The sequence below is a fragment of the Colwellia sp. E2M01 genome, assembly GCF_018860585.1.
GTDB lineage: Bacteria > Pseudomonadota > Gammaproteobacteria > Enterobacterales > Alteromonadaceae > Colwellia.
Genome location: NZ_JAHKPR010000023.1, coordinates 59,446 through 71,491 on the forward strand (window position 1 = coordinate 59,446; position 12,046 = coordinate 71,491).

The 12,046-nt window shown below is 36.4% G+C and carries 10 protein-coding genes; 8 read left to right on the forward strand and 2 right to left on the reverse strand.

The genetic code is table 11. The annotated features are described in order from the left end of the window. Positions 1-190 precede the first annotated feature (190 nt). Positions 191-1,915, reverse strand: a complete 1,725-nt coding sequence (locus tag KO502_RS05095) for a Ppx/GppA phosphatase family protein (protein ID WP_216021487.1) — start codon at positions 1,913-1,915, stop codon at positions 191-193. A gap of 1 nt (position 1,916) precedes the next feature. Next, complete coding sequence (gene ppk1, locus KO502_RS05100; RefSeq protein WP_216021488.1) at positions 1,917-4,001, reverse strand: polyphosphate kinase 1; 2,085 nt, start codon at positions 3,999-4,001, stop codon at positions 1,917-1,919. A gap of 862 nt (positions 4,002-4,863) precedes the next feature. On the opposite strand from ppk1, the gene KO502_RS05105 reads away from it, so the two are divergent. The 8 genes from KO502_RS05105 to KO502_RS05140 all read left to right on the forward strand — a co-directional run bounded on the left by KO502_RS05105 (position 4,864) and on the right by KO502_RS05140 (position 11,735). Next, entirely contained in the window at positions 4,864-5,688 is an 825-nt protein-coding gene (locus KO502_RS05105) for a DUF3450 domain-containing protein (RefSeq protein WP_216021489.1), read from the forward strand. A 79-nt stretch (positions 5,689-5,767) separates the two neighbouring features. Beyond that, a complete protein-coding gene (locus tag KO502_RS05110) occupies positions 5,768-7,147 on the forward strand; it encodes a MotA/TolQ/ExbB proton channel family protein (RefSeq protein WP_252730522.1) in 1,380 nt (459 codons plus the stop codon). Positions 7,148-7,150: 3 nt separating this feature from the next. Beyond that, positions 7,151-7,678 (forward strand): MotA/TolQ/ExbB proton channel family protein, encoded by a 528-nt coding sequence (locus KO502_RS05115; protein ID WP_216021490.1) that lies wholly within the window; start codon positions 7,151-7,153, stop codon positions 7,676-7,678. Between the two features lie 187 nt (positions 7,679-7,865). Beyond that, a complete protein-coding gene (locus tag KO502_RS05120; RefSeq protein ID WP_211355851.1) occupies positions 7,866-8,276 on the forward strand; it encodes a biopolymer transporter ExbD in 411 nt (136 codons plus the stop codon). Positions 8,277-8,331: 55 nt separating this feature from the next. Further along, entirely contained in the window at positions 8,332-8,967 is a 636-nt protein-coding gene (locus tag KO502_RS05125; protein ID WP_216021491.1) for an energy transducer TonB, read from the forward strand. 109 nt (positions 8,968-9,076) lie between these two features. Beyond that, a complete protein-coding gene (locus tag KO502_RS05130) occupies positions 9,077-10,417 on the forward strand; it encodes a hypothetical protein (RefSeq protein ID WP_216021492.1) in 1,341 nt (446 codons plus the stop codon). A 301-nt stretch (positions 10,418-10,718) separates the two neighbouring features. Beyond that, a complete protein-coding gene (locus tag KO502_RS05135; protein WP_216021493.1) occupies positions 10,719-11,096 on the forward strand; it encodes a DUF2237 domain-containing protein in 378 nt (125 codons plus the stop codon). Between the two features lie 315 nt (positions 11,097-11,411). Further along, a complete protein-coding gene (locus tag KO502_RS05140; RefSeq protein ID WP_216021494.1) occupies positions 11,412-11,735 on the forward strand; it encodes a DUF6172 family protein in 324 nt (107 codons plus the stop codon). The last annotated feature ends 311 nt before the right edge of the window (positions 11,736-12,046 follow it).

The window sequence follows — 12,046 nt, forward strand, 5'->3', positions numbered from 1 at the left end:
TTTAGGTATTTTAACTAGTACAGGTGATCAGTAATTTAACGGACTTGGTATAACGTAACGTTTAAAAAGCAAACAAAAAAAAGTAGGGAGATAGCTCTCCCTACTTTTTTGATTAAGTCACTTAATGATTAAAAATATCTTGTGATAAAACTTATCTTTACAACAACGTAGCTATCGATATTACAAGCTATTAGTCGTTTATTTGTAGCTTTAAGCCCGCACTCTCTTGCTTATCTATTTCTTTTAATAACTTATTTTGCAATTCAGATTCACCTACCTGAGAAATAAGCAGTTCATCTTCGTAATGATCAACAATGACTGAGGTTGTTAATGTTTGTACTCGTCCTTGGGTGAAAATAATAGCAAGGCGGAATAATTGTATTAATAGGCCGATACGTTGTTCGCTTATAATTAAATTATTTTTGTTGGCTTGAGTATTTTGGTTGTCAGCTTCATTGATAAACTCATTTTCAAGCTGATGTGCTAATTTAAGGTTATATAACTTAATGCTGTCTAAGTTAATTTTACCGCGATGATTACGCACTAGTAGGGTAATTATTTCTTTTTCACTCTCACTAAAACCAAGCATGTCGCTATGTTCAATAATATATGCACCATGTTTTTGATGTTTTTTAGAGTTAATAGCAATACCAATTTCATGTAGTTGTGCGGCCCAACAGAGTAAAGTAAATTCAACATTACTTAATTGTGCATTGGTTTTTTTAAGTTGCTGCTTTATTAAGGTTATTTGTTGTAATACACCTTGATTAAAAGCTTGATCTACATGGTATAACTTAATTAAGTTATGAATGGTTCTTTCTCTAGTATCAATATCGGTACGTGATTGACTTAAACCATATAATACACCTTCACGTAAACCTCCAAGACTAAACCGCATTTGCTCAATAGCTAGTTGACTAAAGCAACTTGATAACACCGCAACCGCACTAGCAAATATTGGTCGCCTAGCATCTTCTAATGAACGTAGTGGAATATTATTACAATGTTGCCAACGAATAAGTTGTTGTACTAAGCGGTTTAAGCGCTTTGCGGTTATTTTATTGTCGCCATAAAGTTCAAGCATTGCTTGGCTGATCACTTTAATAGAGCCTGATGTACCTAATATTGTTTTGCTTTTTACTGAGCGGTAATGATCAGCAATACCGGTTAACTGCTTAACTGCAAAAGCTTGTGCATTACGCATGGCGCTTGGCGTTATGCTGCCATCTAAAAAGAACTCTTGTTGTACACTAATGCAGCCCATAGATAAGCTTTCAGTCAGTGAAGTAGCAAAGTTATGGCCAATAACAAGTTCAGTACTGCCGCCGCCAATATCAACAATAAAAGTCGTGCCACGCAATGGTTGAGTGTGGGCAACACCTTTGTAGATTAGTTCCGCTTCTAACTTGCCCGAAATCACTTCAATGGGATGTGGAAATACCTGATGAACTTGTGCTTTAAAGTCATCAATATTAGTTGCTAAACGTAACGCTTGTGTACCAACAATACGAATAGCGCTATAAGGTAAATCAACGATTAATAAGTTAAATTCTCGTAAGCAATTAACTGCTTTATCAATCACTTCTTGTGTTAGACAATTATATTCATCTAAACCTGCGGCTAAGCCAATCGCTTGTTTTTGCTGCTGTAATATTTGTAAACAGCCGTCTTGCTCGCGCGCTACAATAAGGTGAAAACTATTAGAGCCTAAATCAACAGCAACGAGATGACGAGCACTAGAGGTGAAATCAGTGTCGTTTTCGGTAGCCAACTCTTTAGGCTTTTTTTTATACTTTATTTGAGTACTTGCGCTTAATTCAGCACTTTTTTTTGTGTTTTTTTTCATACTTTGCTGAGTGTCAGTAGGCAAGGTTAATATTTTTTTAACGGGATTACTGCTGGTCATATTAGGCATATCATCCCACGAGCTCTTTTTTAAGCGGGCTAAAATTTAAGGTATCTTCTCGCTCTTGCTCTTTAAGATAATGATAAATATCTATTTGTGAGCGAATCGCTGTGCCTTGCGTTAGGTGTTGATAGAAGTTAGATTGTTCAGTGTCTAACAAGCGAGCCTTGGTATTATCGTTTAATTGAATTGTGATAATATCAATAATATTTTGCTTTACCGCTGGATCGTAAATAGGACAACCGACCTCAACACGTTGATCTATATTGCGAGTCATCCAATCGGCTGATGATAAATAGACTTTTTTATTGCCGTTATTTTCAAATATTGCTACTCGTGGATGCTCTAAATAACGGTCAACCACACTGATGGCGGTGATATTTTCACTTTGATTTGGCACGCCCGTTACTAACGAACAAACTCCTCGAACAATCAGTTTAATATTAACCCCAGCATTACTCGCTTGATACAGTTTATTTACTAAACCTCGGTCAACTAAGTTATTTACTTTTAAAGTAATACCGCTAATTTCATTACGCTCTGCAGCGGCAATTTCGTTATCAATTAATGCGGTAAGTGAACTACGCGTATTGATTGGTGAAACAATTAAGTGTTTGAAGGTAAAAGGTAGGTAAGGGAATTTAATAAACTCAAATACTTGTGCTACTTCATCGGTTATTTCTTTTTGGCAAGTAAACAAACTAAAGTCGGTATAAATTTTAGCGTTTTTCTCATGAAAATTACCAGTACCAATATGCGCATAACGCACGCGTTTACCTTCTTCTTTACGGGTGATTAAACATATTTTTGCATGCACTTTTAAGCTTGAGATACCAAAAGTGACATTAGCACCAGCATTAGACAATACTTCAGCCCATTGTAGGTTGGCTTGCTCGTCAAAGCGGGCGCGTAATTCAATGTTAACAGCTACTTCTTTACCGTTTTTCACCGCTTCACTTAGGGCTGCAATAATTCGAGATTTTTTAGCAACACGATAAAGCGATATTTCAATTTTACGGACTTTTGGATCATAAGCAGCTTGGCGAAGCCATTCAGTAAAGTGCGAAAATTTGTGATAAGGGTAGTAAAGTAAAATGTCACGCGACTTTATTGCGGTAAACGTATTGTTATATCGGGTGAAGTGATGGTGCTCAATAGACGGGAGTTTATCGTGCTCTAATGATTTATCGCCAATACTTGGAAACTCAATAAAATCTTTAAAGCTATGGTAACGACCACCTGAAATTAAGCTGTGGTTAGAGGTAATACTTAAATAGTTTGTTAGCCTATTTAACATCTCTTTTGGCATTTTTTTATCATAAACTAAGCGTACTGGCTCAGCATGAATACGTTTTTTTAAACTTGCAGACATTTGCTCTAACAAGCTTTGGCTAAACTCATTGCTTAAGTCAAACTCTGCATCACGAGTTAACTTCATGGAGTAAGCATGAATACTATCAAAATCAAAAAAACCACTAAATATATGCTGCAAACTATGGCGAATTATATTATCGAGTAAAATGATACTGGTGCTATTGTCGGTAGTAGTAGGTAAAATAACAAAGCGTGGTACGTTGCTACTAGGGACTTCTACCAACGCATACTGTACTTGCGAGCCTTTAGTCATCGACACCATTAAATAGGTAGCATCATCATTAATATGATCAGTTAAGTTGACGTTTTCATTTAATATTAACGGGAAAATATGACGGCGTAATTTGTCTTTAAAGTACACATCTAACCAATCTTTTTGTTCATCAGATAATTGAATTTCATTAATAAGGTGAATCTTTTGCTCATCAAGCTGTTGTAATAATAATTGGTAGGTCTCATCAAAAGAGTTTTGTAAATCAACGACCTTTTCTTGAATACGATTAAACAAACTGGAAGATTGCTCTCTCAGTTTAGCATTATTTGATAACAACACTTTACGGCGTACGTTGGCAACACGCACTCGGTAAAACTCGTCCATGTTACTTGAGTATATCCCCAAAAATCTTAATCGTTCTAGTAGTGGTACTTCTTCATCTTGTGCTTCTTGTAATACACGATGATTAAAAGACAACCAACTGAGTTCTTTTTCTAGAAGTTGCATGGGTTTTACTCCGTTTATTCTTAGTGTGATTCAGGTACTTACTATGAGTTGTATATTTGAATTACGTTTGTGTACAGTTGCCTTAATGATATTGCGTCAATGATTATTAAGGACGATTTAGGTGCACAATGATTCATCACCTAATTTTACGAGGCTTTGATGACATATTTATGACGAAAAGGACTATAAACACACGAAATAGCTAAATGTCGGATTAGCCAATGTTTAGATTGTTGGCACTAAAAATGATGATGTCTAAAAGTGTTTTTGTAAAGTAGTAAGAAGAAGAGTAATGGCTAGCCGTAGTGTATAACGAATTTTATTGAATTATATAGTTCAGAATAGTGGGATTATTATTAATGTAACTGACATATAACCGTCATACTTCTATCGTTAAATTGTCATATTTGCTCTTTAAACTATCTTAATCGTTTGTAGAGTTAGTTTCACCTTACTGTTAATGATGTTTTGTAGTTAGTGGACTTTTTTATAGTAACTTGTACTACATAAGTAACATTTAAAATTACGTGTTAATAGTTCATCAACGAAATATGTTCCTAGTGACTTTTACGCAGTATAGATTTCCCAAGTCTATATTGCGTTTTTTTATAGTAATCGTTTTTAATTTTTTAAATGAGCTTCCCTTATTACTTTGCCTTTCAATGCTATGTCATCAAATTGAAATATTTATGAAACATAAGTGTCATATTTTTGCAGTTTAAGTGTCACATTACCTCGGTAAACTTCGCGTCATACAGTTAATGCTGACGATACAGCGCGCAATACTGCGTTCTTAAACTAAGCATTATTAATTATGAATAATTATTTAAAAATAATTAATTTTAGTGAAGAAGGTAAACCTATGAAGTTATCTAAACTAGCGCAAGCGAGTTTATTGCTAAGCGTAAGTGCCACAAGCTTAATGTTTTCATCTGTATCATTTGCAGAAGCTACAACAAGCAATGATCAATTAACCAGTGTTGTTAACGCTGGCCAGAAAATAAATGATTCAGCTGCTAAGTCACAACAAAAAGTAAACCGTTTAACTGACCAAGCATTAACTAAGTTACAGCAATTTCATGTGGTAACAAAAGAAGTTGACGGCTTAAGTGTTTATAACCAACAAATGCAAGCGCAACTTGATAACCAAATGAATGAGCTAAATCAGTTAGCTGACTCAATGGAAGAAGTAAGCATTATCGAACGTCAAATCTCTCCGTTAATGGCACGCATGATTAGCACCTTAGATACCTTTGTAAACCTTGATGTTCCTTTCTTACCAGAAGAGCGAGCAAAACGTGTTAACGATTTAAAAACCATGATGACACGAGCTGATATTTCGGTATCAGAAAAGTTTCGTCGTGTGCTTGAAGCGTATCAAATTGAAGTGGATTACGGTCGTACTATTGAAGCCTATAGTGGTCTTTTAGAAATTGATGGAACGGCAATGGATGTAGATTTTTTACGTATTGGCCGTGTGAGTTTGATTTATCAAACACGTGACGGTAGCCGTTTAGGTGAATGGAAACAAACTGCAGGAGGCGAAGGTCAATGGCAAGAGCTGTCACAAGATTATCGTTTAGGAATTAATAAATCCTTACGTATTGCCCGTAAACAGTTAGCACCAGATTTAATTATCGTACCTGTTTCAGGCCCGTCTAATGCCACAGCGTCACAAGCAGAGTAATAGAGTAATAATAATGACTACTTACATTAAAATAAATAATCCTACAAAAATGAAAAGTACACTAACCAAAGCAAGCACAATGATGAAAAAAGCGTTAGCTATTTCAACACTTGCCATTGCCTCTTTAAGCTCAGCTAGTTACGCCCAAGAAGCGGTCAGCTTAGATGATTTACTTAGCCAATTAGAGCAAGGCAATATTTCGCAAACTAAGCAAAATAAAGCTCGTGAAGCTGAATTTAAAGCCAAAGTAAGCCAACAGCAAGCCATGTTAAATGACATGAGCGAGCAACGTGATCAAGCGTTAGAACTAAGTGTTGAACTTGAGCAAGCATTTGCAGCCAACGAAATTGATTTAGCCAATAACGCTGATGCCCTTGATAAGCGTTTAGGTGAATTAAAAGAATTATTTGGTGTTTTACAACAAGTATCTGGTGATACTCGCAGTAAGTTCCAAACCTCAGTAATTTCAGCGCAAATCCCTGGTCGCGGCGTATTCTTAGATGAATTCGCACAAAGCATGGGATCTACCTCAAAGCTTGCATCAATTGAAGAAATTGAACGTTTATGGTTTGAACTACAACGTGAAATGACGCAAAGCGGTAAAGTAGTAAAGTTTGACCGTGAAGTCGTTAAAGCAAATGGTGACCGTAGTAATGAAACAGTTACTCGTGTTGGTGGTTTTAACTTAATCTCAGACGGTAAATACCTAGAATATATTGATGAAACAGGTACGGTTGCCGAGCTTATCAGACAACCATCTGGTCGTTACTTAGCAACAACAACGGATTTATTTAACAGCGAAAATGGCGGCACAGCAGCGTTTGCTTTAGATCCAACGGGTGGCTCAATTTTAAGCTTATTAGTGCAAGCACCTGACTTAAAAGAACGTGTAGACCAAGGTGGTCCGGTAGGTTACATCATTCTAGCCATTGGTTTAGTTGGTTTGTTAATTGCGCTTGAACGTCTTATCAGCTTAGTGATTATTGGTTCAAAAGTTGACCGTCAACTTAAATCGTCTGTTGCAACTGACGATAACCCGTTAGGTCGAGTAATGCAGGTTAAAGACAAAAACCCTGGACTAGACATTGAAACCTTAGAACTGAAATTATCAGAGTCTATTTTACGTGAAGTACCTAAGTTATCTAAACGCTTAACCTTAATTAAAATCATCTCAGTGGTAGCACCGCTAATCGGTTTATTAGGTACGGTAACGGGTATGATTAACACTTTCCAAGCCATTACCTTGTTTGGTACGGGTGACCCTAAACTAATGGCTGGCGGTATTTCGCAAGCACTTGTTACTACGGTTCTCGGCTTAGTAGTTGCCATTCCAATGGTATTTATCTTCGCTTACTTAAATGGTCGTAGTCGCAATATTGTAAATGTTTTACAACAAGAAAGTACGGGCATCATTGCCGAGAGATCTGAAAGCCAAGAGAAAGCAGGCCAAGGAGCATAACTAGTGATTGCTTTAATGGAAATGTTTGATGCCATTAATGAATTCATGGATACCGGCGGTCAAGTTTTAATCGTGATTGCCGCCGTAATCTTCATTATGTGGTTATTGATTTTTGAACGCTTCGTGTTTGTTTTTTATAGCTACCGTAGCTTAAAAAAACATATTGTCGGTGTTTGGAAAGGTCGTGAAGATCAAACCTCTTGGAACAGTACGCAAATACGCAATGCGTTAATTTCTCGCGGTACAACAAAGTTAAATCGCAATATAGCGCTGATTCAATCACTTGTTGTTTTATGTCCCTTATTAGGTTTGTTAGGCACAGTAACCGGCATGATTGAAGTATTTGACGTCATGGCTATTTCTGGAAGTGGTAATGCAAGGTCAATGGCATCGGGCGTATCTCGCGCTACGATCCCAACAATGGCTGGCATGGTTGGTTCGCTTTCAGGTGTGTTTACAGTGACTTGGTTACGTCGTAATGCGAAAAAAGAAGCCGAGTTGCTCGCCGATAAGCTAACGGTTAAACACTAAGTTTACGCTTATGTTTATATTTACCTTAGCGTTAGGTTTTACTGTAAGCCTGATCTTGCAGTAAAACCTTTAATAAATAACAGGGTCTTTTGCTTATAGTGTTTCATGCAAACTTCATTCAAACAATGAGTCATGAAATAGCAATAAAAGTAATAGTTACCCAAAATAGAAGTTGTTGGAGTTAGTTATGCGTCATTTAAATCAAATGTTACAAGATCAAGATGAAAAAGAAGAAATTGATATGACACCTATGCTCGATGTTGTTTTCATCTTGCTTATATTTTTCATTGTAACCGCCTCATTTGTTAAAGAAGCAGGTATTGATGTTAATCGCCCTGAAGCCGCTACAGCCGTTAAAAAAGAACGTGCCAATATCTTAGTAGCAATCAGCGACAAAGGTGATATTTGGATCAACAAACGTAAAGTTGATGTGCGCAGTGTGCAAGCGAACATTGAACGCTTAAAAGCGGAAAACCCACAAGGTACCGTTGTAATTCAAGCTGACAAGAAAGCGACGACAGACACCTTAATTAAAGTGATGGATTCTGCTCGTGCAGCAGGTGTTTATGACGTGTCTATTGCTGCGCAAGAAGGCTAGTTGTTTTCGTAATAACAATAGCTAAAAAGGTTACGAAAAGGGTTAAGGAACAAATATGTCACAACAAGTTATTATCCGCAGTGGCGCTCGATACGTTATTGCAGGCGCATTAGCAATAAGCATGACCTTTCTTTTATTGTGGGGAATGCAAAAATTAATTGCCGGTGGAAATGATGTCATGACTGAGCCGGCTAAAGGTAACGTGCTTGATTTTATCCGCTTAAAAAAAGATGAAGCGGTTGTTAAAAAAGAGCGTAAACCACAAAAGCCAGCTAAGCCAAAAGAGCCGCCACCACCAATGGTTGCGCCACAAATGCAACAAGCTAATCCTAACGCGAATGCTACAAAAAGTAGTTTTGCCGCAGATATTCAAACCGACATGGGGTTATCGGGTGGTTTAAGTTTAGACACTGGTGATGGTGATTATTTACCTATTGTAAAAGTGGCTGCAGTATATCCTCGCCGCGCACAATCTCGTGGTATTGAAGGCTTTGTTATTGTTGAGTTTGTAGTAACTAAAACAGGTTCGGTTACTAATGCTGTAGTAGTGCAAGCTGAGCCAGAAGGGGTGTTTGATAGAGCCGCACTTGATGCCGTAGCTAAATTTAAATACAAACCTCGTGTTGTAGATGGCGTTGCCATGGAAGTATCTGGCGTTCAAAACAGAATTACTTTTGAGATTGACGGCTAATCCCCTAGTTATTAATTGACTAGGTTTATAGCGACAAATATAGCATTCCCGAAGTAATAAATCGGGAATGCATTTTTAATTTTTACAGAATATTTTTAAGGAGTCAGTGATGAAAAACAAAAACACCTTATTGTTAACAACTATGCTTAGTTTAATCGTATCACTAAGTTCAACTACTAGTTTTGCGGCACAAGCAAATACAAACACTGCAGAAACACCTCGTGCTAGTAAAAAAGTACCTGCAATGCGTAACCGTGTGTATGCACAATTAGCACGAGCTCAACAAACCGCTGATGCTGGCGATAAAGTTGAAGGCTTAGAAATACTTGATGCAGTGAAAGACAGGCTTGACGATTTAAACAGTTATGAGCGTGCCATGCTATTTAACTTTTATGGTTTTATGTATTATGGTGATGATCAAGTAGCTGAAGCGATTGACAGCTTCAATAAGGTTGTAGCAGAAACTGAAATTCCAGATTCATTAATACTTTCAACATATTATTCTTTAGCGCAATTAAGTATGCAGCAGCAGGACTTTAAGGCAGCATTATCGCATTTAAATAAATGGAAAACTTTAAACGGTAAAGCGTTAACAAGTAACCAAGAGATGTTATTTGCGCAAGTGTATTACCAAGATAAAGATTTTGTTAATAGCTTAAAGCATACCGAAAAAGCAATTGAGCTAGTTGAAGCTGAAGGCAAGTTACCTAAAGAAAACTGGTTAACCTTACAGCGTGCGACTTACTATGAGCTGAAACAACCAGAGCAAGTAACTAAGGTTATGGAAAAGCTAGTTCGTTTATATGACAAACCTCAATACTGGTTACAGTTATCAAGTATGTATGGCGAAATTGGTCAAGAAGCAAAACAAATGGCGGTAATGGAAGCTGCTTACCAAGCTGGCTATGTTGTGGAAGAAAGTGATATTAGTACTTTATCACAACTTTATTTATTTCATGGCGCTCCTTATAAAAGTGCTTCAGTATTAGAAATGGCCATTGCCGAAGGTAGTATCGTTGCAGATGAAGATAACTTAAATCGTCTTGCTCGTGCGTACTTAACAGCAAAAGAAGACGACAAAGCTATCAAAGTATTACAACAAGTTAGTAATATTGCACAAACGGGCGAGTATGATGCTCTTTTAGCGCAAACTTATTTAAATAGTGAGCAATGGCAAGCAGCCATTACCTCGTCAAATCTAGCGTTAGCACGCTTTGCTAAGCAGGCAGAACAAGGTCTAGCCAAAGCAAAAGATAATGAAAAAGATACTGCAAATATGTATTTAATTTTAGGTATGGCTAATTTTAACCTAAAAGAGTTTGATAGTTCACTTAACGCCTTTAATAAAGCAACCCAGTTTGCTAGTACGCAAAAAGCGGCTGAACAATGGGAAAAATATGTTGCGCGTGAAGAAGAGCAATATCAAATACAGTTAGCTATGCTTAATTAAGCTCAGTTATGTAGGTAAGCTTTTGTATATTAATGCTCTATTTAGCATGTTAATTAATACTGAAGGCTATTTATAGCAAGGTAAATAAAGTAAATCCGCTCACTTATTCTGAGCGGATTTTTTGTTTATAAAGTGTTGTTATAAAGCTAGTCACTTTAACTAGCTTATTTTAAGTAAACCTTATCATCAGTTTTTCGTCGTTTTTTATGAAAAACAAAGAGACACACAAAAAATGTATCTCAATGTCTGATAAGGTATAGTTATAGTATGTTTTTATTAATCATAAATATTGAGAAAAAGTATGGAAATGGATGAATCAATTAACGTATTTGGTGAAGAGTTAATCGCTTGTGGCGGCGACCCTGTTACTGGTTTTTTTCGTGATAATGTATGTAATACTTGTGCGCAAGATGTTGGTTCACACACCGTATGTATTGAAGCTAGCGAACAGTTTTTAGAGTTTTCGCGCTTTAAAGGTAATGACTTATCAACACCTATTCCAGAGTTTAATTTTGCCGGCATAAAACCAGGAGATACTTGGTGTTTATGTGCAGCTCGTTGGTTAGAAGCTTATGAAAACGATAGAGCGCCAAGAGTACACTTAAGAAAAACACATATTAAGGCGTTAGAGATTATACCGATGGAAATATTAAGAAGGTACGCCTTAGATTTAAGTTAGTCACATACATTACAAATCTTAGCCATTAGCTATATTAATTATAGATAAAGCATTATTTAGCTAAGCGTAGGTTATTTAGTCATATATCAGTAGGTTAGGTGAGTAATTAATGAATATTTATCGTAAGAACTTAATTGAATCTAAAAAAGCCTTAAAATAATGCTTATGGGTAACATTACAAGCTTTTTATACTTCTGTTGCTATCCCTATCTCGCTACTTAGATAAAAGTAACGTAAAATGCACTCATTATATTATTTATCCTTGTTGTTAATCTATTAAGTTAACAACAGTAGCCAATAGAATTAAGGCCATTTATGAAAAAAGTATTTGAATTAACGCACCCAAAAGTGAAATTAGAAAGACGCGTTGACGCGGTAAAGCACGAAGTAAAAAAATACCTTAAAAGAGAGCGCAATAAAAAATTACCCGCTGGTGTTGATTTTTGGGATTTTGATTGTCAATTTGGTAATACTAAAGAAGAAGCTGTGCCGGTAAAACTATCAGAAATTAATAAGTGCATTGATAAAACTCAAGTTGAAGGTTTGACCTCATTTTATATTGAGATTATTGCGAAAGAAGGCATTAGAACATTTACGCCAAGAGATGAAGATGAGATTGAGTTTGACGACGAAGATTAGTTTAATTGAGTTAACTAGCTTTTAAAATATGCAACTTATCCCGAGTTTTAGGTAAGTTAAGCTATTTATACCAAGTTGATTAAGTTCTTTCCCACTCAGCGAAAGTTAAAAGGCTTAGAGGCAAGGCATTGATTGAAGAAAATGGTTATTCCCTTGTCAAAATCAATAACGCAGCATGTAAGCCTTTTAAATTCGCCCTTTGGGAGCTTGCTCGATGCACACTAACATCGTTAAATTTATTTGATTTAGAATGACTAGACCTAAACAAATTCGCCTTGTTATTGCACATCGAGCATAGCTCTGAGTTGGGA

What these genes read in the sequence shown, in the direction of transcription:
- ppk1 (WP_216021488.1), bottom strand. Translation starts at nt 4,001, where the DNA reads ATGCAACTTCTAGAAAAAGAACTCAGTTGGTTGTCTTTTAATCATCGT.
- KO502_RS05140 (WP_216021494.1), top strand. Translation starts at nt 11,412, where the DNA reads ATGAAAAAAGTATTTGAATTAACGCACCCAAAAGTGAAATTAGAAAGA.
- KO502_RS05105 (WP_216021489.1), top strand. Translation starts at nt 4,864, where the DNA reads ATGAAGTTATCTAAACTAGCGCAAGCGAGTTTATTGCTAAGCGTAAGT.
- KO502_RS05120 (WP_211355851.1), top strand. Translation starts at nt 7,866, where the DNA reads ATGCGTCATTTAAATCAAATGTTACAAGATCAAGATGAAAAAGAAGAA.
- KO502_RS05110 (WP_252730522.1), top strand. Translation starts at nt 5,768, where the DNA reads ATGATGAAAAAAGCGTTAGCTATTTCAACACTTGCCATTGCCTCTTTA.
- KO502_RS05125 (WP_216021491.1), top strand. Translation starts at nt 8,332, where the DNA reads ATGTCACAACAAGTTATTATCCGCAGTGGCGCTCGATACGTTATTGCA.
- KO502_RS05095 (WP_216021487.1), bottom strand. Translation starts at nt 1,915, where the DNA reads ATGCCTAATATGACCAGCAGTAATCCCGTTAAAAAAATATTAACCTTG.
- KO502_RS05130 (WP_216021492.1), top strand. Translation starts at nt 9,077, where the DNA reads ATGAAAAACAAAAACACCTTATTGTTAACAACTATGCTTAGTTTAATC.
- KO502_RS05135 (WP_216021493.1), top strand. Translation starts at nt 10,719, where the DNA reads ATGGAAATGGATGAATCAATTAACGTATTTGGTGAAGAGTTAATCGCT.